The organism is Paenibacillus sp. FSL H7-0918 (assembly GCF_038007025.1).
GTDB lineage: Bacteria > Bacillota > Bacilli > Paenibacillales > Paenibacillaceae > Paenibacillus_AQ > Paenibacillus_AQ odorifer.
The window spans coordinates 783,801-808,177 of the sequence record NZ_JBBOWJ010000001.1 but is presented as its reverse complement, the minus strand read 5'-3'; the positions used below and the strand labels follow the sequence as shown (position 1 = coordinate 808,177).

27 protein-coding genes are annotated in these 24,377 nt (G+C 46.0%); 26 read left to right on the top strand and 1 reads right to left on the bottom strand.

Annotation, left to right across the window (positions count from 1 at the left end; genetic code table 11):
* The first annotated feature begins 120 nt into the window (after window positions 1-120).
* The 10 genes from MHI15_RS03815 (at window position 121) to MHI15_RS03770 (ending at window position 7,704) form a co-directional block, all read left to right on the top strand.
* On the top strand, window positions 121-567 hold the full coding sequence (locus tag MHI15_RS03815; protein WP_081386259.1) for a hypothetical protein: 447 nt from the start codon (window positions 121-123) through the stop codon (window positions 565-567).
* A gap of 178 nt (window positions 568-745) precedes the next feature.
* A complete protein-coding gene (locus MHI15_RS03810; protein ID WP_036676257.1) occupies window positions 746-1,333 on the top strand; it encodes a histidine phosphatase family protein in 588 nt (195 codons plus the stop codon).
* Window positions 1,334-1,422: 89 nt separating this feature from the next.
* Window positions 1,423-2,508: a hypothetical protein gene (locus MHI15_RS03805; RefSeq protein WP_076101463.1), complete on the top strand. Its 1,086-nt coding sequence runs from the start codon at window positions 1,423-1,425 to the stop codon at window positions 2,506-2,508.
* A 245-nt stretch (window positions 2,509-2,753) separates the two neighbouring features.
* On the top strand, window positions 2,754-2,933 hold the full coding sequence (locus MHI15_RS03800; RefSeq protein ID WP_036676261.1) for an IDEAL domain-containing protein: 180 nt from the start codon (window positions 2,754-2,756) through the stop codon (window positions 2,931-2,933).
* Window positions 2,934-3,117: 184 nt separating this feature from the next.
* Window positions 3,118-3,537 (top strand): DUF2487 family protein, encoded by a 420-nt coding sequence (locus tag MHI15_RS03795; protein ID WP_076192197.1) that lies wholly within the window; start codon window positions 3,118-3,120, stop codon window positions 3,535-3,537.
* Between the two features lie 239 nt (window positions 3,538-3,776).
* The gene (locus MHI15_RS03790; protein WP_076127525.1) at window positions 3,777-4,331 is read left to right on the top strand and encodes a QcrA and Rieske domain-containing protein; all 555 of its coding nucleotides are present in this window, start codon (window positions 3,777-3,779) and stop codon (window positions 4,329-4,331) included.
* Window positions 4,332-4,336: 5 nt separating this feature from the next.
* Window positions 4,337-5,008 (top strand): menaquinol-cytochrome c reductase cytochrome b subunit, encoded by a 672-nt coding sequence (gene qcrB, locus MHI15_RS03785; protein WP_036676266.1) that lies wholly within the window; start codon window positions 4,337-4,339, stop codon window positions 5,006-5,008.
* Between the two features lie 26 nt (window positions 5,009-5,034).
* Window positions 5,035-5,907 carry a menaquinol-cytochrome c reductase cytochrome b/c subunit gene (locus MHI15_RS03780; RefSeq protein ID WP_076134674.1) on the top strand — a complete coding sequence of 291 codons (873 nt, stop codon included), beginning with the start codon at window positions 5,035-5,037 and terminating at the stop codon, window positions 5,905-5,907.
* A gap of 91 nt (window positions 5,908-5,998) precedes the next feature.
* On the top strand, window positions 5,999-6,646 hold the full coding sequence (locus tag MHI15_RS03775) for a DUF1405 domain-containing protein (protein WP_051490910.1): 648 nt from the start codon (window positions 5,999-6,001) through the stop codon (window positions 6,644-6,646).
* A 155-nt stretch (window positions 6,647-6,801) separates the two neighbouring features.
* Window positions 6,802-7,704 carry a sporulation protein YpjB gene (locus MHI15_RS03770; RefSeq protein WP_341087211.1) on the top strand — a complete coding sequence of 301 codons (903 nt, stop codon included), beginning with the start codon at window positions 6,802-6,804 and terminating at the stop codon, window positions 7,702-7,704.
* A gap of 60 nt (window positions 7,705-7,764) precedes the next feature.
* Here the strand turns inward: MHI15_RS03770 and MHI15_RS03765 are convergent, their stop codons facing one another.
* Window positions 7,765-8,634 carry a YitT family protein gene (locus tag MHI15_RS03765; RefSeq protein WP_076127532.1) on the bottom strand — a complete coding sequence of 290 codons (870 nt, stop codon included), beginning with the start codon at window positions 8,632-8,634 and terminating at the stop codon, window positions 7,765-7,767.
* A 167-nt stretch (window positions 8,635-8,801) separates the two neighbouring features.
* On the opposite strand from MHI15_RS03765, the gene MHI15_RS03760 reads away from it, so the two are divergent.
* The 16 genes from MHI15_RS03760 to MHI15_RS03685 all read left to right on the top strand — a co-directional run bounded on the left by MHI15_RS03760 (window position 8,802) and on the right by MHI15_RS03685 (window position 24,194).
* Window positions 8,802-9,131 (top strand): nucleotide pyrophosphohydrolase, encoded by a 330-nt coding sequence (locus MHI15_RS03760; RefSeq protein ID WP_036676271.1) that lies wholly within the window; start codon window positions 8,802-8,804, stop codon window positions 9,129-9,131.
* A gap of 59 nt (window positions 9,132-9,190) precedes the next feature.
* Complete coding sequence (locus tag MHI15_RS03755; protein ID WP_036676272.1) at window positions 9,191-9,712, top strand: tetratricopeptide repeat protein; 522 nt, start codon at window positions 9,191-9,193, stop codon at window positions 9,710-9,712.
* 34 nt (window positions 9,713-9,746) lie between these two features.
* Window positions 9,747-10,550 (top strand): 4-hydroxy-tetrahydrodipicolinate reductase, encoded by an 804-nt coding sequence (gene dapB / locus MHI15_RS03750; protein WP_036676273.1) that lies wholly within the window; start codon window positions 9,747-9,749, stop codon window positions 10,548-10,550.
* Window positions 10,551-10,565: 15 nt separating this feature from the next.
* The gene (gene mgsA, locus MHI15_RS03745; RefSeq protein ID WP_036676275.1) at window positions 10,566-10,988 is read left to right on the top strand and encodes a methylglyoxal synthase; all 423 of its coding nucleotides are present in this window, start codon (window positions 10,566-10,568) and stop codon (window positions 10,986-10,988) included.
* The gene (gene bshB1, locus MHI15_RS03740; protein ID WP_038572419.1) at window positions 10,985-11,677 is read left to right on the top strand and encodes a bacillithiol biosynthesis deacetylase BshB1; all 693 of its coding nucleotides are present in this window, start codon (window positions 10,985-10,987) and stop codon (window positions 11,675-11,677) included. The genes mgsA and bshB1 overlap by 4 nt, the downstream gene beginning before the upstream one ends.
* A 231-nt stretch (window positions 11,678-11,908) precedes the next feature.
* Entirely contained in the window at window positions 11,909-13,069 is a 1,161-nt protein-coding gene (bshA, locus tag MHI15_RS03735; RefSeq protein WP_036676278.1) for an N-acetyl-alpha-D-glucosaminyl L-malate synthase BshA, read from the top strand.
* 10 nt (window positions 13,070-13,079) lie between these two features.
* Entirely contained in the window at window positions 13,080-14,429 is a 1,350-nt protein-coding gene (locus MHI15_RS03730) for a CCA tRNA nucleotidyltransferase (RefSeq protein ID WP_076192193.1), read from the top strand.
* Window positions 14,419-15,219 (top strand): biotin--[acetyl-CoA-carboxylase] ligase, encoded by an 801-nt coding sequence (locus MHI15_RS03725; protein ID WP_076127538.1) that lies wholly within the window; start codon window positions 14,419-14,421, stop codon window positions 15,217-15,219. The genes MHI15_RS03730 and MHI15_RS03725 overlap by 11 nt, the downstream gene beginning before the upstream one ends.
* A gap of 337 nt (window positions 15,220-15,556) precedes the next feature.
* A complete protein-coding gene (panB, locus tag MHI15_RS03720) occupies window positions 15,557-16,423 on the top strand; it encodes a 3-methyl-2-oxobutanoate hydroxymethyltransferase (protein ID WP_076304039.1) in 867 nt (288 codons plus the stop codon).
* Window positions 16,424-17,314: a pantoate--beta-alanine ligase gene (panC, locus tag MHI15_RS03715; protein WP_076306198.1), complete on the top strand. Its 891-nt coding sequence runs from the start codon at window positions 16,424-16,426 to the stop codon at window positions 17,312-17,314.
* Window positions 17,307-17,690 (top strand): aspartate 1-decarboxylase, encoded by a 384-nt coding sequence (gene panD, locus MHI15_RS03710; protein WP_036676288.1) that lies wholly within the window; start codon window positions 17,307-17,309, stop codon window positions 17,688-17,690. The genes panC and panD overlap by 8 nt, the downstream gene beginning before the upstream one ends.
* A 111-nt stretch (window positions 17,691-17,801) precedes the next feature.
* The gene (locus tag MHI15_RS03705) at window positions 17,802-18,443 is read left to right on the top strand and encodes a tetratricopeptide repeat protein (RefSeq protein ID WP_076278335.1); all 642 of its coding nucleotides are present in this window, start codon (window positions 17,802-17,804) and stop codon (window positions 18,441-18,443) included.
* Between the two features lie 126 nt (window positions 18,444-18,569).
* Window positions 18,570-21,431: an ATP-dependent DNA helicase DinG gene (dinG, locus tag MHI15_RS03700; RefSeq protein WP_076127545.1), complete on the top strand. Its 2,862-nt coding sequence runs from the start codon at window positions 18,570-18,572 to the stop codon at window positions 21,429-21,431.
* A 130-nt stretch (window positions 21,432-21,561) separates the two neighbouring features.
* On the top strand, window positions 21,562-22,215 hold the full coding sequence (locus MHI15_RS03695; protein WP_036676294.1) for a redox-sensing transcriptional repressor Rex: 654 nt from the start codon (window positions 21,562-21,564) through the stop codon (window positions 22,213-22,215).
* A complete protein-coding gene (locus MHI15_RS03690) occupies window positions 22,202-23,503 on the top strand; it encodes an amidohydrolase (protein WP_341164137.1) in 1,302 nt (433 codons plus the stop codon). Before MHI15_RS03695 ends, MHI15_RS03690 begins: the two co-directional genes overlap by 14 nt.
* 172 nt (window positions 23,504-23,675) lie before the next feature.
* The gene (locus MHI15_RS03685; protein WP_339281200.1) at window positions 23,676-24,194 is read left to right on the top strand and encodes a cell wall elongation regulator TseB-like domain-containing protein; all 519 of its coding nucleotides are present in this window, start codon (window positions 23,676-23,678) and stop codon (window positions 24,192-24,194) included.
* Window positions 24,195-24,377 lie beyond the last annotated feature (183 nt).

Genomic DNA, 24,377 nt, shown 5'->3' with positions numbered 1-24,377 from the left:
ATTCCGCTCTTGTGGGACGCTCCCCCCACACATCCTAGGCGGATTTTACTTGAAAGACATATTGAAACTTGTCCTTACTGCGCTGCAGAATGGGCTCTATGGCAAGAGAGCAGCCTGCTTATGCAAGATTTGAGGGAAGAGATCAGTGAAGAGCGTGCTGAAGCCATAAATGTTAAGGTCATGGAGCGGATTTATTTAGAGAGTCCATGGTTGATGCCCGGTGACGGGAAATCTGCTGGAACCTCTGCTATTGTTCGCCATCGGCTTAGCTTATGGATCGCATGCTTTCTGGCAATATTTCTGTCCAGCGTTCTTTATTTTACGATGTTCAGAACTCCAGGTGATTCAGTTGTTGCTCAGAGTGGAATTGTGGAGACAGGTGTCGCTGGATCCTCGATGGAATGGCAATCAACGTATCCAATTTTGGGCTCTGAAGGTGGGATCATTGAACCCCTTGTAGTAAGTATGGGACCCACTCATCCTCAATACTGGATGATGTTATCAATGTTAGGTGTAGGCTTTGCAGTATTTTCATTAACTAGGCTGAATCGTTATCGCCGATCATAGAGGGGTATTAGACGTATGTCTTTGCTTCCGTTGTTTATAATATTCAGAACATTGAATGAGTCCCTTTACTTAATGTAATGAGGGGCTTTTTGCATTGTAAAACTCATAAAAAGAAGACTTTTTATTTCATCCATGTTACATTAAGAGACAAATACTTTGCTGAAAAGGGGGAGGCAACATGCTAATCGGCTTGATACGCCATGGATTGACGGATTGGAACGCGATAGGGAAAATACAGGGACAAAGTGATATTCCACTTAATGATGAAGGACGGATGCAAGCTGCAATGCTTGCTGACCGCTTATTACAGGAACCGTACAGCTGGGACTACTGCGTTACTAGTAATCTTTCCCGCGCTGCTGAGACCGGTAAGATTATTGCTGACAAGTTAGGGATTCCGCTATTAGAACCTGATCAGCGTATCCGGGAACGTGCTTATGGGCAGGTAGAAGGGCTTACTGCCGCAGAACGTGAAGAGAAGTGGGGGAAGGAATGGAGCCAGCTCTCCCTCGGTCAAGAAACCGACGAACAGCTTCAGGCTCGGGCTCTTGCTTTTATGGAAGATATTTCTGCACTGCATCCCAATCGGAATATACTCGTCATATCGCATGGAGGATTTCTTGCTCAGCTGTATACTGCTCTTTACAAGGATAAGTATTCTGAACGAATTGGCAATCTATCCTTGACGATTCTGGAGAAGAAAGAGCGGGAATGGAACCCTATTTTATATAATTGTACTCGCCATATCCTGCAAAATCAGCATTAACCCGGGCTTCGGGTTATTTTTTTTGCAATAAAGGGAATAAAATAGGCAGTATTCCCCATAATGGTAGTAAAACGGTGAGGCGATAAAACATGAATCTGGCGGATATGCTTACTTATGCAGATATTGGACAGCTGACCGCCATAGCGGGCCGCTACCGGTGTGAATGCAAACAGAATTCCAAACACGACTTGATCCAAAGTATTTTGATTATGCTTGGAAGCAGAAGTTTTATGGAGTCTCATATCCGGGAATGCGCTCCGGAGGATTTACGGTTTTTGAATACATTGCTTTTTGATGAACGCACCTACTTTAGTCTTGAGGATTTGTTGGCTGTGGCAAGGCAAGCGTCTTTTGATGCACCTGAAGGAAAAACTGGAGGTTTCCGGGAGATGGTCTCTCGCTTCAAGAGTGGAGGCTGGCTCTTTAGTGGTTCCTCACAGCAGACCAGATATTTGTACCAGGTACCCAAAGATTTAAAAGAGCGTTTTCGGGAGACGATGAGTGCGCATATCAAAGAGAGCATCGCAACTAGCCCTGAACCTGTTATGTATCGCAGTGAAGGAGAATTAATGATCAGTGATCTGGTAATGCTGCTGAGATATATTAAGGACAATGAGCCAGAACTGAATCAGGAAGGGGCAATGTATAGGCGTTATCAGCAAGGTGTGATGAACGCGCTTCATATTCCGGAGGAGCTTCTTAGCAAAGGCGGTTGGAGGTTTGGTTATGGGAGAGCTTGTGAGCATTATCCTCCAAGATTTGCGCTTTTGTATGACTATATTCGTCACCGCCGCTGGATCTCTGAGGAAGGCTTCCGGCTAAGGCTTACTGCGACCGGTGAGGCTGTGTTAAACGATGGAAAATGTGATTCGTTGATGCAGATATTCTCTTTTTGGTTAAGACTATATAAAGGGGCTGTGCCAAATCTACCTTCACTTGTGTATTGGATAAGTATCAGCGCCGGCAATTGGGTGACAGTACCTTCTTTAGTGGATGGTGTGGGGTGGCTAATTAAACCGTTTTATTATGACAGTGCTGCTTCTATTCTAGAGCAACGTATAATACGGATGATGGTGCACCTAGGCATGCTTAAACTGGGCGAGACTTCTGGTGGACTCGCTGTGATGATGACACCATGGGGGATAGAGACAGCCGTGCCTAAATATCTTCGGTAGAGGTGCGCGTGCGAATGCTTATGGGGATTACATATGCAGAAGTAGGAATCCGTTATTGTTGCTGATGGGTACAATAGAGGAAGTGTTGAGCGGAATGGGCGAATATGTAGAACGAAGACAGGATTGATGAATATGCTTTAGTAGGTGCCGATTCTCTTGAAACCGAAAACATAATCATCTTGATGAATATCAAAATATCAAATAACAAGAAAAAAAGGATCTCTTAAACAGCGGAGGTGTATCGAATGGACAAAATGAAGGCTACGTATGAAGTGATGCTAGGACTTGCGGCAGAAATGGTGTGGGATGAAGCGCTGCGAAAGCGTCGCTCCGACATCTTGCACCGTGAGATTGACACGGCGCTGGCTACCGGAGATGAGATGGCTTTCCGAAATCTTACTGAGGAACTTAAAAGTTTGGCATAAAGAAATGCGCTAAGCGCATTTCTTTTTTTGCTTATAATCTACTCAATTTGCTTAATCGGACGAAAATAAAAAATCTAAATCTGGACGTTCCTCCTCCTCCTTCAATATAATGGGTTCTATAACTTCAGGAAGATCTGCGAAAGACCGGAAAAATTAACAATTATACATAGGGAGATGAATGGGAATGAAATTCAGCGATTTTGAAGTGGACACTTGGGAAGAGAATCGAAAATTCTATGATACATGTCTCATACCTTTTACAGGATTAAGTGGACTGGAGAGTCCTCCTGAGACCGTTCAGGCACTCGAAAGATTACGTAATTTCATGGATATGGTGGAAATACCGTTCAAGGGGCGGATCGTGACTTACCCAGCCATTCAGTACGCTGGAGAGGGCTATGTGAATTTAATTAATGAGATTTGCCAAAAAGTCAAATCCAGTGGTTTCCAGCATGTAGTGGTGTTGACAGCGGATGTACCTCTCCAAGAAGGCCAAATCTATGAAAGCGATTTAGTTCTCTCTCTGCCTATCATTGAGGCTTCTCATGAAGGGAAGAATGACAGTGAAATTAGGATGAAAATTCAAGACATGTGGCGGAGATGAACTCCTTATAAATGTGACAGAAAATCAACAATTATAGGTTGAAATCGCTTTTTAGCCTGTCACAAATTAGACAATATTCTTGACGGGTTTTGGAGCCTAAGCTATTATTAGGTTGAATCCAAATGGTATGTGATGTATTTCATTGAAAAGATTTGAAAACGGATTATTTATATTGAGACATCTCTGATCGGACACCACAGATACTTTCTTATATCTTGAGAAGGGGGTTATATAACAGTATGAGCAGCCATAATGAACAACAGGAGACATGGCCTGAACAACCACCCAGCCGTAAAGAGATGTCGCGCAGGCAATTTTTGACCTACACGCTTGGTGGCGCCACTGCTTTTATGGGGGCGGGTACAATTCTCCCCATGGTCCGTTTTGTCGTGGATCCGATATTACATAAGAAGGGTGCTGGAGATTTTATCAAGGTTGCTGAGATAAGCAAAATCACCGAAGAGCCCCAGGAATTTACTTTTGAATTGAAACAGAAGGACGGATGGTACGACAGTACAGCGACACTCACTGCGTGGATCCGGAAAGACGCGAAGGGTGATATTTATGCGCTTTCACCGATCTGTAAACATTTGGGATGTACGGTCGGGTGGAACAACGATAAAGCTCATCCGGACGAATATCACTGCCCATGCCATGGTGCACGTTATACAAAGCTTGGCAAAAATCTCGAAGTTGCTCCTAAGCCGCTTGACCAGTATAAAACGAAATTCGATAACGGGTGGGTGCTTTTGGGAGACATTGTGCCAAATACAGTAGCTCGTGAGGAGGCGTAGTTCTGATGTTTAAAAATGTCTATAACTGGATTGACGAACGTCTGGATGTTACGCCGATTTGGAGAGACGTGGCCGATCACGAGGTTCCTGAGCATGTTAATCCGGCCCATCATTTCTCTGCGTTCGTGTATTGCTTTGGCGGACTGACCTTTTTTATCACTGTCATTCAGATTTTATCAGGTATGTTCTTAACGATGTATTATGTTCCGGACATTATTAATGCTTATGCTAGTGTTGAGTATTTGCAGACAAGTGTTGCATTTGGACAGATTGTCCGCGGGATGCATCACTGGGGCGCAAGTCTAGTAATTGTTATGATGTTCCTTCATACAATGCGCGTCTTCTTTACAGGCTCTTACAAAGCGCCGCGCGAGATGAACTGGGTAGTTGGAATGCTGATTTTCTTCGTAATGTTGGGACTTGGTTTAACAGGTTACTTGTTGCCTTGGGATAATAAAGCTTATTTCGCAACAAAGGTAACTCTTGAAATAGCCAATTCTGTTCCAGTGATGGGGCCGGTGCTGAAGGAACTGATGCAAGGTGGAACGATTGTTGGTGCCGAAACCTTAACTCGTTTTTTCGCACTACATGTATTCTTCCTCCCAGCGGTGCTTCTTAGTCTGCTCGTAGGACACTTTATTATGATCCGCAGACAAGGGATTTCCGGACCGTTGTAAGTTAATCTGAGAGAGGAGGAATACGGATGGCGCATGGAAACAATTCTAAGGAAAAGGTTGTATATGTCGGTGATTCCAGAGTTCGCAGAGGGAACGGATTTATCACACCTCCGGACTACACGGCTTACCCCGGCAAATCGGAAGCCTTTATCCCTAACTTTCTACTGAAGGAATGGATGGTCGGAGTCGTTGTGCTTGTAGGAATATTAGTCCTTACTATTTCAGAGCCAGCTCCGCTAGGTTTTCCAGCAAATGCTAGTGCTACGGTTATCCCGATTCCTGACTGGTATTTCTTGTTCCTCTATCAGTATTTGAAGCTCCCATATGCTTCAGGCGATTATATCGTTCTGGGTACACTAGGAGTTACTGGTGTGGCTTTTGGTTCACTTCTGTTGGCTCCTTTTCTGGATACGGGTAGAGAGCGTCGCTTTTACCGTAGACCGATTGCTTCATCTTTAATGTTCTTGTCACTTGCAGCGATTGTTTATTTGACCAATACAGCCTGGACTGAATACAAACATGAAATGGCTGAAACGGGTCAGATTCCTGAAGATGTTCAACGGGAAGAAAAGGCGGCGGAGAACAGGGCTAAGGGTCTTCCAACCTCCAGTGCCGTTAAGCCAAAAGAAGTAGCGATTGTGGACAAGGATGATCCTGCTATGGGACTCTTCAAGCAAGCCACTTGTATCTCCTGTCACGCAGCAGATTTGAAAGGGGCGGGCGGTCCTTCACTTCGTGGAGTTGGAGACACCCATGACAAAGAAGCAATCCTTACTATTATAAAAGAGGGTCAAGGGCAGATGCCAAAAATGTACGATACCGCTTTGGGAGCAGGTCTATCAGAAGCGGATATTGATACCTTGGCCGGCTGGCTTGCCAAACAAAAAAGCGAACAGTAAAATAATGATAACGCAACCTGATCGTGCATGCGGTCAGGTTTTTGTATGTCTAAATGCAAAGTGCCATTACTTGGGGAGGTTAATAATCTGTATGCCAGTTCATTGGTTTAACAAACTGTTTAAGAACCGGGGAATTATCTGGTTGTTATTTATCGTAAATTTCCTGGGTACAATTTATGGTTACATATGGTATGGCAATCAACTGGAGTTCACTGCGGCTAATTATCCACACTGGCTGCTTCCATTTGTTCCGGATAGTCCAACCGCAAGTTTGTTTTTTACCTTGGCTCTGTTGCTGATGCTCTTCCCTCCAAAAAGCTACACAGGAAACAATGTAAGGGAACTTATTGAGGCTTTGGCGGTCGTTACTTCAGTGAAGTACGGGATATGGGCAGTGAGTATTATTTTTGCCGGGGGTTATCACGGTGATGTTTTGGTTTGGAAAGATTGGATGCTGGTAATCTCCCATACGGGGATGGCAGTTGAAGCATTGATTTATGCGAGGTTTTTTTCTTTCCGCAAAATGATTCCATTAGCCCTGCTTTGGACACTCGCCAACGATATGCTGGATTATTCTTACGGAATCTATCCGTGGTTACCTTCTGTTTTGAACGATTATGTTATACAGGTACAGTACTTTACAATGGCGCTTACGCTGCTTAGTGTTGCAGCTGCTTGGTTGTTTAGTAGAAGACAAAGACCGGTAGAGTCAATCTATCAGTTCAAGAATAGACGTTAGTAAGCAGTTCTATCCCTTGTCCCCCTGCCATACATTTAGAATTATAAGAAGTATAAGTTTTATACTATGCTTTATCCTTATAATTTTACGAGAAACGAATATCGTCTTTAAAAGACGACAACGTCGTTTCTTCTTAAGTAGGAGGGGGATGTCTCATGCTCCGCGGGAGATATTATGTAGTGGTTGTTCTAGTATTCTGCTGGCTGCTGTCCAGTATGGATGTTGTAAAGGCTTCAGCAGCGCTAGGGGATGCTGGTGAAGGGTCTGGCAAAGCTTCGAAGCAAAGCGCCGACGTTAGTTCGGGCAACGGTTTGGCAGTAATGAGCGGAAAGACTGGGGCACAGCAGCTGGAACAAGCTGCTGAGGCATTGTATGGGTATGTTTTGGAAGGGGATGTAATGAAGGTCCGACAGGAGACCGAAGCGATCTCCAAGATCTTTGTGTCCTCATCCTTTGAAGGAATGACCTCTGTGGAGGGTATTAATGCATTGTCAGGGGTCATTATGGACCTGAAGGCTACCGTGGCAGGCGCGAAAATAAATCCACAGCAATGGGAAGCGGCAGCCGCCAAGCTACGTCTAGCTGCCAACAGTCTTAATCATCCGCGCCAGCCTATTTGGCTTCAGTACTACAAGCTGATTCGCGAGGATCTAAATGCGATGGAGCAAAGTGCGGTTGCAAATGATTTGGCGGGCTGGAAAACAGCTCTGGAAAGACTGCAGGGCAGGTATGATAACATTCGGCCAGCAGTGATTGTCTCCCACCAGCCTGAAGTTGTGAATGCTTTTGATTCCTGGCTCTCATATGCGGCCGGCATTCCTTCGTCCTCACAAAAGGTTGAACGTGCCCGCCTGCTTGAAATTGTATCTTATGGTCAGGATGCGGTAAGAGTAATGTTCGGAAAAGAGAAGGATGAACCTGCTTTGTCCTTGCCGCTGGCATCGCAAGAATTTGGGATTTGGGGAGGGTTAGCCGCAAGCTTCATTATAGCTGCGTTAGCCTATGTAGCCTATCGCAAGTACCGAGGTCAGAATCAGAATTGGAAGCCGATTCCGTAGGATGAAATTATAAATAGTAAAAAGGAGTGTGGGCTTGAAATGGCCTACACTCCTTTTTATTTAGGTTTCTCGAAAGCCTTCTCCATGTACGTCGTGTACATCGCTAATAATTACGAAGGCGCGTGGATCAACGGATTTGACCAGCAGACTTAGCCGGCGGATTTCTTGCCTTGAGACTACACAGTACACCATATATTTGGCTTGCTTGGAATAAGCACCGATGGCAGGGATGAGGGTTACACCACGGTCCATTTCGGCTGTAATCAGATCGGCAATTTGTGGTGCTTCATCACTGATAATTGTAAATGCCTTGGCAGCATAGGCGCCTTCTTGGATAAAATCTATCACTCGTGATGAGATAAAAACTGCGACGAGTGTGTAAAGTATTTTTTCTTTAGGAATGTAGAGGATGGAAGAGCCAATAATAATAATGTCGATGGCCAAAATAATCTGCCCCATGCTCCAGCCAAAATTCCGTCCCAGAATTCTTGCGACAATATCAACACCACCTGTTGTACCCCCAAATCGGAATACAAGCCCAAGCCCCGTTCCAAGCGTTACTCCTGCGTACAGTGCCGCAAGAATAAAGTCGTGTTCGGTACTGAAGGGGATAATCCATCCCGCAGTAATCATTCGTTCGAAAACCCACAGGAAAAAGGTCAACGCCCCGATCCCTACACCTGTATACACAATTTGCCGCCCGCCTAGGACTTTCCAGCCCAGCAGAAACAAAGGAAGGTTGATCAGCAGTGTGGATAAAAAGATGGGAATACTAAAGGCATAATTAAGGAGAAGTGTGATCCCGGTTACGCCGCCTTCCATCAACTGATTAGGAATGATGAAATACAGTAGCCCGAAGGCATATACTGCGGCTCCGAGCAAGATGGGAGCGACTGTCTTGCTGATTGTAATTACCTTTTTTGAATTCATGAAATCCCTCGTTAGGCCTTTTGTAGGCAGTTTTTCTTTTCCTATAATAAGTATACCTTTTCTTGCGTGTGTTAAAATATTCAAAAAAGATTGTCTTCAAAACGTCTTTACGATAACATAGGGGCAAACAGAAGGCAAGATATACAGAGGGGGAGAAGTTACATTTTATGGACAAAAGTCTTGGTGACATACAGCGTGAAGTAGACGCTTATATATCGCAGTTTAAGGAAGGGTACTTCAGTCCACTCTCTATGCTGGCCCGCATGTCCGAGGAAGTCGGAGAACTGGCTAGAGAGGTCAATCACGAGTTCGGCGAGAAGCCTAAGAAGTCTGATGAAGCTGAGAATTCCATTGAACTTGAACTGGGAGATATTCTGTTTATTACCGTTTGTTTTGCAAATTCTCTCGGGATAGACCTGACGGAAGCGCATAATAAGGTAATGCATAAATTTAATACCCGTGATGCGGGACGTTGGACACCGAAAGACACCGATTAGGCCTCTATAACATATGCTGTACCAAACGAACGGGATTTAGCCGTGAGGATGGTGTGTATATGGATCATAAGGATTATGTAAGAGAGGCCTACCGCTCGATATTGCGCAGTGACTTTGCCGAAGCTATTGTTTGCTTCGAGTCTGCAATTGCAGCAAGCCCTGCTGATGCCGAGGTTAGATATCGTTGTTCCATAACGTATGCCCGCAGTGGTATGCTAGATAAAGCTTTAGTTCATGCTCAGGCTGCTGTAAAGCTGGACACCAGCAAACCTGAGTATAGTCTGCATCTGCAGCATTTGCAGGCTATGATGCATGTACAGGAAGCCAAACGGTTGATAGAAGATGAAGACAACAAAACTCGCAACCCTTATCATCCGATTACACTGCTCAAAGAGGCTATTACCCTTGATCCATTATATGGGGATGCTTATGTATGGCTTGCTATCGCGCATAGCCGAGTGAATGAACATTTACAGGCTATGACTGCCTTAAAAGAAGTGATTTCGTTACATCCGGATGATTCTGGCTTGCGGGAATTGATGAGAGACCTTCAGAAATCCATACAATCGTATATGCAATAACTATATAACTAGTGAGAGCGAGGATGGAAAAAATATGAATAACAAGATCAGGGTCGTTGTATCCGGCGCAGGCGGAAGAATGGGTAAAGAGGTTGTTAAACTTGTATTGCAGGACGAAGAGCTGGAGTTAGCAGCAGCAGTAGATCGTTCTTCGGGCGATATTGATGCAGGGCGTCTGGTAGGTCTGGAAGACTCAGGCGTTATTGTAACTTCTGATCTTGAGGCCGCCCTCGCGGGAAGCAACGGAGATGTCCTTGTGGATTTCACTACACCGCAGTCAGCGTATACGAATACAGCGCTAGCTATTAAGTACGGAGTGCGTCCGGTTATCGGTACAACCGGATTCACACCGGAGCAGATGGTGGAACTGGACAAGCAGTGTCAAGAACAGGGGATTGGCGGACTTATTGCTCCGAATTTCTCCATTGGAGCTATTCTATTGATGAAATTTGCGGCACAAGCTTCAAAGTACTTCCCGCATCTGGAAATTATAGAGTATCATGGTGACCAGAAACTGGATGCTCCATCCGGAACTGCGGTCAAAACCGCAGAGATGATTTCGGAAGTTCGTGAGGAACTTCGTCAAGGTAATCCTAAAGAGGAAGAAACCATTGAAGGTGCCCGTGGTGGTTACTATAACGGATTCCGGATACATAGTGTCCGTCTTCCTGGTGTGTTTGCTCAAGAAGAAGTGATTTTTGGTGGATTCGGACAATCCTTGAAGATTCGCCATGATTCTTATGAGCGTGCAGGATATATGCCAGGCGTTAAGATGGGTATTGAAAAGGTAATGGGATATACAGGCTTGATCTATGGATTCGAGCACTTTATAGAATAGACAGGAGAGAACACCATGTTAAAGATCGCATTTATTGCCCACGATCGTAAAAAAGATGAAATCGTAAATTTTGTATTAGCTTATGAACATGTATTTGAAGGTCATGAACTATTTTCTACAGGGACTACTGGCCAACGGATTATGGATGTAACTAACTTAAAAATTCATCGTTACATGTCTGGTCCATTAGGTGGAGATCAGCAAATCGGTGCAATGGTAGCACAGGATGAACTGGATCTTATTATTTTCATGCGGGATCCATTAATGGCGCAGCCACATGAACCTGATATTTCAGCTCTGCTTCGTTTGTGTGACGTATACGGGATACCGGTAGCTACGAATATTGCCACAGCGGAGGTTCTTGTGAAGGCGATTGATCGTGGTGATTTTGCTTGGCGTGCACTGGTTCATAAATACAAACCGGGTGTTGATGAATGAAGCTGGACATTCTTGTATTTGGTGCGCATGCAGATGATGCGGAGATTGGTATGGCAGGAACAATTGCGAAACATACCGCTGCGGGACTTAAGGTGGGACTTTGCGATTTAACAGCCGCGGAAATGTCATCGAACGGTACAGTAGAACTTCGCAAGCAAGAAGCGCAGCAAGCTGCAGACCTTCTCGGAGCATCCGTGCGGACAAACCTGGGTCTGCCAGATAGAGGGCTTTTTATTACAGCAGAGCATGTGGCGGCTGTGACTGCTGAAATTCGCCGCTTTTCTCCTACGATAGTTTTTGCTCCTTATTGGGAGGATCGTCATCCCGATCATATCGCCTGTAGCAAGCTGGTGGAAGAGGCTGTGTTTAATGCCAAGCTACGTAAATATATGCCGGACAAGCCGGCAATTCCTGCTCCACAGCTGTACTTCTATTTTATCAATGATTTAGGACGTACCGATCTTATTGTTGATGTTACTGAGCAATATGGCTTGAAAGAGCAGGCGTTGTCCTGCTATCGCTCGCAGTTCACCAAACCTCCGGGTGAGGATGCTGTATCCACACCGTTAACGGAAGGCTACATTGAACGAGTCCGTTCGAGAGATATGCTGCTTGGCCAGCGCAGACTGATTCCTTATGCAGAAGGGTTTGCAACCAAGGTACCTCATACGGTGGAATTGTTTACTTAAGGAACGGATATAACGAAGTTTGTATGATAATATAATAAGCTGATTAAGATTGATCCAGGAGCGCTTGGAATTAATACGCCATTGCGCTCCTGAGAGCTTTTATTGAACAGCTTAGAGAAATGAAGTCCTGTGTGATTTTGAAAGAAACGGTGTTCGCTTTTTTGAAAGCGGCCGACAAACAATAGATGATTCATTACACGAATCAATACTGGAGAAGAAGGAGACAGGAAGATGGATCGTATGCTAAAAATAGGAATTACCTGTTATCCGTCTCTTGGCGGTTCAGGCGTAGTTGCGACTGAATTAGGTAAACTCTTGGCCGAGAAGGGTCATGAAGTTCATTTTATTACACATAGTATCCCGTTCCGCTTGGGAACGTTTCAGAAAAATATTTTTTACCATGAGGTAGAAGTAAACGATTATTATGTATTCCGCTATCCCCCGTACGATCTAGCGCTTGCTACGAAGATGGCTCAGGTTGCTAAAATGCAAAATCTGGACCTTCTCCATGTTCACTATGCAGTGCCACACGCAGTGTGTGCTTTCCTTGCAAAGCAAATGCTTGGGAACGATATGAAGGTTGTAACCACGTTGCATGGTACGGATATAACGGTGCTTGGTCAGGATGAATCGCTTAAAGATTTGATTCGTCTGGGGATTAATGAAAGTGATGCCGTTACGGCGGTCTCTCAGGATCTTATTAGAGAAACACGGGACGTACTCGATATTACCCGCGACATTGATCTCACTTATAACTTCGTGGATCATCGGGTCTATTATCCGCGTGATGTAACGGATCTGCGGGGAGATTTCGCAGCGCCTGATGAGAAGATTCTGATGCATATCAGTAATTTCCGTCCTGTAAAAAGAGTCAGCGATGTTGTTGACGTTTTTGCCAAAGTGAATCGTGAACTGCCTTCACGCCTGCTGCTTGTAGGTGAAGGTCCGGATCTTCCCAAAATTCAAGCCAAAATTAGCGAAATGGGTCTGGAAGATAAAGTTCGTTTTCTGGGAAGGCAGGATGAAATCGCTCAGGTGATCTCTTTAGCTGATCTGCTTCTGCTACCTTCCGAGAAGGAAAGCTTTGGTCTGGTTGCTCTGGAAGCAATGGCTTGCGGCGTACCGACGATTGGCTCGCAAACCGGAGGCATCCCTGAGCTTATAGAGCATGGAAAGACTGGATTCCTTGCCCCGATTGGCGATACAACGGCTATGGCTAAATATGCAGTTAAGCTCCTGTCGGATGAACGTATGGTGCAACAGTTCAGAGAAGCTTGTCTACAAACAGCCTGCAAAGATTTCTGTAAGGATTCGATAACGAAACAATATGAAGATATTTATTACCGGGTGCTGGGGCGCAAGGTACTTGGACTGGACCCAGTTCGGGGGTAAGGAGTCATATATGGAATGGACAATGGCACCTTCTGCGATGGCAGTTGCAGCGGAGATTGTAATTTCCGAGTTAACCCAAAATGGCCACGAGGCTTATTGGGTTGGAGGATGTATTCGCGATGAGCTATTGGGTAGGCCAGTGCATGATATGGATATTACAACCTCAGCACTGCCGGAGGAAGTGATAGCTATCTTTGCGCGCAGTGTGCCAACAGGATTAGCTCATGGTACGGTCACCGTGATACAGGATGGTTGTGCGTTTGAAGTGACGACATACCGCACAGAAAGTGGTTATGTTGACCATCGTCGTCCTGAGCATGTTTTTTTCGTCAACGATGTGAAGGAGGATCTTCGTCGTCGTGATTTCACGATCAACGCGATTTGCTGTGGATTAAATGGGGAACTTATTGATCCTTTTGAGGGTGAGAAGGATCTACAGCTGCAGGTGATTCGCTGTGTAGGCGATGCGGAGGAGCGGTTTGACGAAGATGCGCTTCGCATGCTTCGCTGCATTCGTTTTGCATCGGTGCTGGATTTCTCCATCGCGAAGAACACGTGGAGGGGCCTGATGCGCCAGCGGGATAAGCTGGCGCATATTGCTGTGGAGCGTGTCCGCGCGGAGCTGGACCGCATCGTCGAGGGGCCGCATCCTCTGCGCGGCCTCGGCATGCTAGCGCGCTGCGAGCTGCTGGCGCGCGGCAAAGCCCCGTTCCCCTGGACCGGAACCGATATGGCGGCTGCTGCCGCCTTAACGGCCGGGGTCGGGGAACTGGAGAGCGCCCGCCTGCGGTGGGCGCTTCTCCTCCATGCCCTGAAGCAATCGGCCCAAGAGGCCGATGTGCTGCTGCGGGCATGGACGTTCTCGGGGACGACGCGGAGCGGCGTCGTCCAGGTGCTGCGGGTCCGCGAAGCTTGGACCGCTGCGATAGAGGCCCTGCCGCCGGGTACGGGCGGCAGGGAAGGTCTGCGGCGGCAATGGATCGCCGCCGTGCTGGCCTTTGGCGTGGAAGCTGCCGAAGGGTGGCTCTCGCTGCTGGCGATCCTGCCAGCAGTTGCACCTACTCTTCCCGCTGCTGCCTCTTCTGCCTTTTCCGTCGTGGAATCGACAGAGGCCTCAACAACACCTGCCGCTGTAAATGTACAAGCGGCAAGAGAATGGATCGCTCAAATGCCGCTAACCAGCCTTTCAGAGCTTGAGATTACAGGCAATGAGCTGGTGGGGGCTTTGGACAAACGTCCGGGACCATGGCTAGGCAAAATGTTAAATGGACTCCTGCAAGCGGTCGCTTCAGGTGATTTACCTAACGATAAACAATTATTACTGCTTGAAGCAAAAAGGATGGATAGACATGAGCGATGATAAAGCGCTGTCGCTAACTGAGCTGAAGCGAGAGACCTCCGCTTCGAATTGGGTGGGCGTCATTCAGTTGCTGGAATCTGTGGTGTCCACTCAAGAAGAAGCTAAGTTTTTAGCGGAAAACGGCGCGCCGGAAGGGACAACTGTCATCGCGGAAGAACAGACGGGCGCCCGAGGCCGAATGGGAAGAAAGTGGTTTTCTCCCCGTGGCAAGGGCATTTGGATGAGTATTGTGTTACGGCCCCAATTACCCTTGTCGGAGACTCCGCAGCTGACATTGCTGGCTGGGGTTGCCGTCTGTAAGGCAATTCGACGGGTAACAGGTGTAGATGCCGGCATCAAATGGCCGAATGATCTGCTCGCAGGCGGTCGTAAGATTTGTGGGATTTTACTCGAATCTTCTCTAAGAGAAGGGGAGCTTCATTATTGCATTGCTGGAATTGGCATTTCCGCGAACATGACAGAGGAAGATTATCCTGATCATCTGCAGGAGGTCGCGACTTCACTTCGGATTGAGCGGGGCGGTGCTCCAGTTGACCGTTCTGAGCTGGTAAAAGCAGTTTTGGACGAGCTGGAGATGCATTACAATTTGTACATGAAGCAAGGTTTTAAACCCATCAAAGAGCTCTGGGAGTCCATGTCAGTGACTTTGGGCCGCCAGATCGCACTGAATAGCCCTCAGGGGCGTTCTGAAGGTGTGGTAGTAGGTTTGGATGAAATAGGTGGTCTGCTGCTTAAAAACAGCTTGGGAGAGATCTCTAACGTATGCTCAGGTGAGATTGAACTTTTATAATATTTTTTTATATGACAAGGGTATCATCCCTTGTCATATTTTTTTCGTGTAATTCCGAGCTTTTTTTGTTATACTATGGGTCGGAGGCGGTATCGTTTAACGAACTGTACTCTTGAACTGAAGAACTTTTTTATATTTTTATTATTGGAAATACCTTCATAACTGCGTTTGGCGGTTACGTTGGATTCTGCTCTGAGCCGTAAGGACCGAGACAGAAGGGACGATCGCAAGTGACTCTTTTTTGCCCTTCGGACCTTTTTAGCAAATGATTGCTAAAAGGTTTTTTTGTTGCGATTTTTACGGGCAGGTTACTTAAAAAAGGAGGACGAAAAGAGAAATGGCAAACAAACAAGCGCTAAATATTGTAAAAATGAAAAAAATGAAAGCAGAAGGTGTGCCTCTGAGCATGCTGACCGCTTATGATTATCCGTCTGCAGTTCTTGCAGAAGAAGCAGGTATCGACCTTATTTTGGTTGGTGACTCTCTTGGGAATGTAGTCCTTGGATACGATACAACTTTACCGGTAACGATTGAAGATATGGTGTACCATACCCGCTCGGTAACTCGAGGAGCACAAAGCACCTTTATCGTGGCGGATATGCCATTTATGACTTATCACGGAAGTGTAGATGAAACTCTGCGGGGAGTGCGCAGATTAATGCAGGAAGGGCGGGCTCATGCCGTCAAAATGGAAGGTGGACTCGAGATTTGTGAGACTGTAGCTACGGTGGTAGCTGCGGGAGTCCCTGTACTGGGACATATCGGGCTTACTCCGCAATCCGTGAATATGATTGGTGGCTACCGGATTCAAGGCAAAGATGCCAAAGATGCGCAACGCCTGATGGATGAAGCTAAGGCGCTTGAGGCCGCAGGTGCTTTTGCAATCGTTCTGGAGCTGGTAACGGAAGAAGTAGCCCAAGCGATCTCTGAAGCGCTTAGCATCCCAACCATTGGGATCGGTGCAGGCCGTTACTGTGATGGACAGGTATTGGTTTTCCATGATTTGCTGCGGTATGCCTCACCTTACCGTGAGAAACGTTTTGTCAAAACCTATGCGGATGTGGGTAATGTAATCCGTGAGGGCATCAGCCAATATGTGAAGGAAGTGAAGGGACGTTCCTTCCCAGATGAAAGTCACGTTTTTAATGCAGATGAAACGGTTTTGGAATCTTTATATGGCGCTGCAAGAAAGGAAGGGAAATAAATGAGAGTCGTCAGAAGCATGGAGCAGCTGCGCGAAGCTTTGGAGTATATGAGACAAGGCGGGCACGCCCCGATTGGGTTCGTTCCTACGATGGGATACTTGCATGACGGACATGCCAGTCTGCTTCGCCGGGCTGGAGAAATGAGCAACACAGTGGTAATGAGCATTTTTGTGAATCCATTGCAATTCGGGCCAAACGAGGATTATGATTCCTATCCGCGTGACGAGCGTCGTGATTTGGAGCTCGCTGAACGTGAGGGAGTAGATATTGTATTTATCCCCAGTGTGGAAGAAATGTATCCGCAGCCTACTCGGACTACGGTCTCGGTATCGGAGCTTACTACCCGGCTTTGTGGGGCATCCCGCCCTGGGCATTTTGATGGTGTAACCACAGTGGTTAATAAATTCTTCAATATCGTACAGCCGGATTATGCTTTCTTTGGGCTGAAGGATGCTCAACAAGTTGCTGTGCTTCGCCGAATGGTGTCCGATCTTAATATGAATATCGAAATTATTCCTTGTCCGATCGTTCGTGAAGGGGATGGACTTGCACTCAGCTCACGTAACGTATTCTTGTCTCCAGAGGAGCGTAGTCAGGCATTGGTGTTATCTCGATCCTTACGTGAAGCACGTCAGTCTATTGAAGAAGGAAAAGTAACAACCGTTGCTGAAGTGCGGGAATTGTTGACATCGGTTATTTCCAGCTCCCCTCTAGCGGTGATTGATTATGCGGAGATCTTAACATTCCCTGATCTTGAAGGATTAGAGGATGAAGCTCTTTTATCAGAAGTGGATGGGGAAATTATAATAGCGCTCGCCGTGAAGTTTGGCAGAACACGCTTGATTGATAATAATGTATTTATTCCAAAGGAGGTTGCTGCACTTGTTTAGACATATGATGAAATCCAAAATTCACCGCGCAACAGTAACGGAAGCGAATTTGAACTATGTAGGCAGTATTACCATTGATGAGAGCTTGATGGAAGCCGCGGACATTCTTGAGAATGAAAAAGTTCAAATTGTGGATAACAATAATGGTTCGCGACTGGAAACCTATGTAATCCCTGGACCGCGCGGAAGCGGAGTGATCTGTCTTAATGGTGCCGCAGCTCGTCTTGTTCAGCCGGGCGATACAGTAATTATCATTTCGTATGCGATGTTGTCCTCAGAAGAACTGGAGTCACATAAGCCAACGGTGGTATTCGTGGATGAGAATAACAAACCAGTGAAGCTGGCTGATCATGAATTGCATGCTACAATCGCTTAATGTATGGACTTACGCCATGTAATGAATGGCAGGGATGAAAGACCCCGATCTCGCAGAAAATGAAGTCAGGCAAGCTGAACTGATTTCATCTTCAGTAAGGGGGGATCGCCCATGTTTCAACATTTGTTTGCTGAAATGAACAAGGTGCTTCAGGAGATCGTAACAGATTACCCTACAGCGGAGGGTGCCCGCCGGAACGAGCTTTTATGCAATTATAATATGCTGCATAGACTGAGCGACAAAGTGATGGATGAATGGCTCGCTTTTGCTGAGAAGCTTAGTTCCTTTCGCGAAAGTGCGGATTTTACAGCAGTGGTCGAAGAGGAAGTGCCGGAACAGGAAGCACCAGAGCTATGTATGGATTCCTTTGTAAGAGGTCAGGGGTATTATAAGCTGCTGATGTATGGAAAGTGTATTGATCAGTTTAAAGAAGTTATTGCGCAATACCCGGATAGCTTGGCTGCTCGATTATATTTAGCCATCTCTTATCTGCAGGAAGGTGACGGTGAGGCCGCTTGGGGTCATCTGAACCATATGCTGGGCTTGATACGGGAAACCAAGCTGAAAGCCATGGTTTATAATGCTTTAGGCTGCATACGAGCCTCACAGGAACGTTTCAATGAAGCGCAGGAATTATTTGATCTTGCTTTGCAGCATGACCCTGCGCTTCCGGAACCAAACGTTAACTTAGAGGTATGCCGCCGTCGTGGAGGGAAGCTGCATTTTGGAAATCAGCTGGTTTCCCTTTTGTAAAAGAATAACGGTTTTGGAAATTTCCATTCAAGCGATGCATCCCCTGAACCAGTGGTGTGCATCGCCTTTTTTCGCAACTTCTGTTATGCTGATTAAGAGTCTCAATTGAAAGGGAATAGAATTATAATGAAATTTGCCGTGCTTGATTTTGAAACAACAGGAACCCAATCCGTGGGTGAAATTATCCAGGTTGGCCTTGCAATTATAGAAGAAGACCGGTCCATCTCCCGGGTATATGGTTCCTATGTCAAGCCCGGAACGCCGATTCCTCCTTTTATAACAGGTCTGACGGGGATTACCGATGATGATGTTAAGGATGCGCCTGAGCTGGATGAGATGATGATGGAGCTTGTTCCGCTCTTGGATGATGTTGTGCTTGTAGGGCATAATGTCGCTTTCGACTTCCATTTTTTACAAAATGCTTTAGATCGTTGTGGTTATTTGCCATTTCAAGGGCGGATTTTGGATACGATTGATTTTCTGAAAATTTGCTTTCCTTCGCTCACATCTTATCAACTAGGCTCTGTCAGTGCTCATTTTGGAGTGACACATGATCGTCCGCATCAGGCAGATAGTGATGCACTTGCGACTGCTTTAGTGCTGCTGAAATGTCTGGAGGAGCTCTACGAGCTGCCGCTGCTTACGATCCAGAGACTCTGTGAGCTGTTTACCGAAGAGGATAGTGATCTGGGCTGGTACTTTGATGGTCTGCTGCGAGAGCGGGAAGCGGAAACGCTACAGCCCGAAGGTGATCTGACTTTCTATCGTCAATTAGCGCTTGCAGTAGGAGATTGGACGGAGTTAGCGCCACCTAGAGATGAGCATGCTGAGAATCCGCTAGCGAATTTATCTTTTACTGATTATATGGACGAAGTAACCAAACGACTTAAAGACACATTACCGCAGTATGAAAGCCGGGAAGCTCAGGATATTATGATCAATGAGGTGATGACGGCACTTGCCGAAGACAAACACCTACTGATCGAAGCGGGCACAGGAACCGGTAAATCGCTCGGTTATTTGTTGCCTGCCATTTATCAAAGCGTTCGCACCAATGAAAAAGTCATGGTCAGCACTCATACCATTAATCTGCAGGACCAATTGCGCGAGCGGGATATCCCTTTGTTAACGCAGGTAGTTCCTTTTCCGTTTAAAGCTGCTATTTTTAAGGGAAGAGGGCATTATTTGTGTCTGCGTAAGTTTGAGCATAAAATTAATAAGAAGGACTTTATAAGCCCAAGGGAAGATGCGCTTACTGCCGCTCAGATGATTGTATGGCTCACTCAAAGTGAATCAGGGGATGATGAAGAGCTGAATTTAAGCGGCCGGGGCGGTGACTTCTGGGAGACGGTGGCAAGCGATACCGATTCCTGTCTGGGCCGTTCTTGTCCTTGGTTCCGCAAATGTTATTATCATAGGGCCAAGCATGAAGCTGGGATTGCTGACGTGGTTATTACGAACCACTCCAAGCTATTCGCAGATGTTAAGGCTGGGCACCAGCTGCTTCCGGCTTACGAGCATCTTGTCATTGATGAAGCACATCATTTAGAAGATGTGGCTGGTAAACATCTTGGCATGCATATGAAGCATTTCACTGTGGCACACACGTTATCGCGACTGTATAAAGATAGCCGAAACGGACAGCTTCCTGCTCTGCGTCAGATATTACAGTCGTCAGGCAGTGAAGAGGCTTCAGAATGGAGCGGAGTCATCGATCGGATCTACCCGGATCTGCTTACCGTCAAAGAAACCTGGGATGCACTCAGCGACAAGCTGTTCAGCCTTTTGCCGGAACGCAGTGATGCAGGGGCAGGGGAAGCGGGACAACTGGTTATGCGGTTGATTCCCGCCCGTAAGCCGAAGGATTGGGATGAATTGGTTGCGCTAGAGAACACTATGAATCTGACGTTAAGCGACATCATCCGTAAGGGTGATAAAATGCTTAACGAGATGCGCGACCAGGAAAGCCAATCTTCAGCAGACAGTCTTGTTACTGATATTAGCGGTTTATTTAAGGATTTGGCTTCCATCCGTGAGCAAGTAAGATTCTTTATGGGGCTGAATGACGATAATGTAGTATATTGGCTGGAGGCAAATGGAAATTACCGCAGCAAATCACTGCAGATGTATGCCGTCCCTGTGGATGTTAGCAGCCAGCTTAAAGAGTTGTTCTTCGATAAGAAAAAAAGCATCGTGCTTACCTCGGCGACGCTGTCTGTAGATAAGTCTTTTCAATTTATGATTGATAATCTCGGACTTAACGAAGCTGCAGAAGAGGGACGTCTAATGACCTCACTCCTTCCATCTCCCTTTAAGTATCGCGAGCAGGCACTGCTAGTTATACCGCGTGATTTTCCTAGTGTGAAGGGGAGTGTGGGCGATGCTCGATTTGTCGATACACTCGTACAGTCATTATCGGAAGCTGCTAAAACAACACGTGGGCGGATGCTGGTTCTGTTTACTTCTTATAAAATGCTGCGTCAGGTATATGATCCGCTTAAAGAGGCTTTGGCCTCACAAGAGATTACGGTGCTTGGTCAAGGCGTGGAAGGTGGCAGCCGGAGCAAGCTGATCCGCCGCTTTCAGGACAGTGCAGCATCCGTATTGCTGGGGACGAGCAGCTTCTGGGAAGGTGTAGATATTCCAGGTGAAGCACTGACTTGCCTGGCCATCGTGAGACTTCCATTTCAACCGCCGAATCACCCGTTGGCGGAAGCGAAGTCGGAGTTATTACAGGCCCAGAAGAAGAATCCGTTCATGAAATTATCTGTTCCTCAAGCGGTTATTCGTTTTAAGCAGGGATTCGGAAGACTGGTTCGCACGGCGCAGGATCGCGGAATAGTTATTGTTTATGATACAAGGGTTATTGAATCTCATTACGGGAAGTATTTCCTTTATTCATTGCCTGGTCCCAAAATGGAGCATATGCTTACTGATCAAATGGTCCCTCGCATAGCGGAATGGCTAGAGGATGGCGGCGCTTCTTAAAACGCTCGTCTTCAGTTTAGCTCCTCCTTATCCTTAAGGGCGGTGTGTTACAGTACCGTCCTTAATAAGGAGAGGTAGACGTTTGAATATGGATTTTCACAAGAACATTACTATTTTTAGGAGGAAAAATATGAAATCGGATAAAATATCAGAAGCCGTTGTTCGCAGACTACCTGTGTACTTGCGTTTTTTGAATGATCTCCAGAATCGCGAAATATTAACAGTTTCCTCTCAGGAACTTGGACAAAAGCTTGATCTTAATCCCGCACAGATTCGTAAGGATTTAGCATATTTTGGTGACTTCGGCAGAAAAGGTATCGGATATGATGTAACGTATCTTATTGAGAAAATCCGTCATATCCTGAAGCTGGATCAACAGCTTAATGTAGCTTTAGTTGGAGCAGGTAATCTCGGACATGCCTTGTCTAATTACAATGCATATCTCAAAGATACTATGAAAATTACGGCTATATTTGATTCGTACGCTCCTAAGGTTGGACGTAAGATCAACTCCCTTACTGTGCAACCGATGGATGAACTAGGCAGCACAATTCGTGAGCAAGGTATTCGCATTGCCATTATTACCGTACCTGATTCAGAAGCTCAAAATGTAGCAGATATCCTCATTTCTTCTGGGATTGAAGCAATTTTGAACTTTGCCCCTGTGATTCTGAAGACACCACCGAATATCCGGGTGCATGCAGCTGATTTTACAACTGATCTGCAAAGTCTTGCTTATTACTTGCGGGATGGAAAGGAAGAAAGTGAACATGAACAACAATAAAACGATAATTAAGGGCGGGTATTTTCTGACTCCGGGAACGGATGAGCCGGTTCTGAGTGGATATATGACTATTGAAGATGATTTAATCACTTACATAGGAAAAGAAGAGCCTCAGATGGAAGCTGGAGTGCAAGTGGTTGATGGCAGCCGTCTGCTGTTCATGCCTGGACTTGTAAACACACATGGTCATGCGGCGATGTCTTTGCTGCGTGGATATGGAGATGATTTAGCGCTACAAGTGTGGCTTCAGGAGAAGATGTGGCCAATGGAGGAAAAGTTCTCCGGTGATGATGTATACTGGGGAACCTCCTTATCTGTATTGGAAATGCTGAAGGGTGGAACTACGACCTTCCTCGATATGTATGATCATATGGACCGAGTAGCCGAGGTAGCTGAGTTATCAGGTATCCGTTCCGTATTGATGCGTGGTGTGATCGGGTTATGTCCAGAGGATGTACAGAATCACAAGCTTGCGGAAGCGATTTCTTTTGCCCGTAACTGGCATGGAAAGGCTGACGGTAGAATTACTACTATGATCTCGCCACACGCCCCTTATACTTGCCCTCCGGACTTCCTGGTTAAGTTTGTGCAGGCAGCGCATGATCTGGATTTACCGATGCATACTCATATGTCCGAAACGAAACGTGAAGTGGAACAAAATGTGGCGGATTACGGGTTGCGTCCTGTAGCTCACTTAGAGAAGCTTGGCATGTTCACACGTCCCTCGATAGTTGCACATGGTGTTCATTTAAATGATGAAGAGATTGAGATCTTGGCTCGCCATAATGTGGGTGTATCTCATAATCCGGGCAGTAATTTGAAGCTGGCTAGCGGAGTGGCTCGGGTTACTGATCTTCTAAAAGCTGGTGTGAAGGTGTCTCTTGGCACGGATGGCGCGGCAAGCAACAATAACTTGGATATGTTTGAAGAGATGCGGCTTGCAGCTCTCATTCATAAGGGTGTCAGCGGTGATCCAACGGCTGTTCCAGCTCCAGAAGCTCTGCGTATGGCTACAGAATATGGCGCGCAATCCATCTTTTTAAATAATGTAGGCAGACTTGCTGTAGGGATGAAAGCAGATTTCATTGCTATTGATATCGATCAGCCACATTTGCTGCCACACACAGATCTGTTGTCTCATGCAGTTTACTCTGCTAGCGCTAAGGATGTTGAGCATGTGTGGGTGAATGGTAAACAGGTCATCAAGCATGGACAATGCTTAACCCTGGATGAGGAAGCTATCCGGCGTAAAGCGCAAGAAGCCTTCGAAGGTTTATTGAAGCGTTAAGTCTGGAGAATAACGAATAAATAATAGGCTGCGACTTTTTGCTTTTAGCAAAAGTTGCGGCCTTTTGTGTATTTTTAAGGCTGGGAAAGCTAGAAAATTATGAAATTTTGGATAAACGCGCGGGTGTGTTATATAATCAAAAAAGATATATTACTAGAAAGGGAGCTGTACCTTGAAGAAAAGGAAAAAATGGATCCTCCTGGGGTCAGTTCTGATTCTGCTCCTGGGGTTTGGACTTATCCAGTTCTATGCCTATATTATGAAAGATCAATGGAACGAGCGTGATATCGCTAAGGATGTTGCCAAAACCAGAGCGGGTCTAACAGAGGTAACCAAAGCACAAAAATCGGTTTGGGATGAAAATGCAGTGTACTGGGTATTAACTGGGAAAAATGAAGCCGGGACTGCTCTTATGGTCTGGGTCCGCTTTACGGTAGATGGAAAATTTGCTGAAGGCGACGACGCAGTGTTTGCTGAGGAACTAAGTAAAGGAACCTCGGAAGCCAAAATACGCGGCATTATCAAAGCTGATCTTCCGGACATAACGATTGAACGCTTGCTGCCGGGAGTATATAACGGAGAGTATGCTTGGCAGCTTTTTTATAAACAGAGCGGTCGGTATTATTATCAATTTTATCGCTTTTCGGATGGGTCCCGAATGGGCGAAGGTTACAGTTTACCTAAAAGTTAAGCTGAACATAAGGAAATTAAGGGTGGCATAGTAAACAAGCGAACTTTATTATAAGTTCGCTTGTTTACATTTATTTGATGTACAAAAGTGATATACTAAGTGATATACTGAATGGGTGGTTATCACCGAATATTCTCTTATATTCACATACGAAAATAGGCTGATTGATTAAAAATCAAGGCC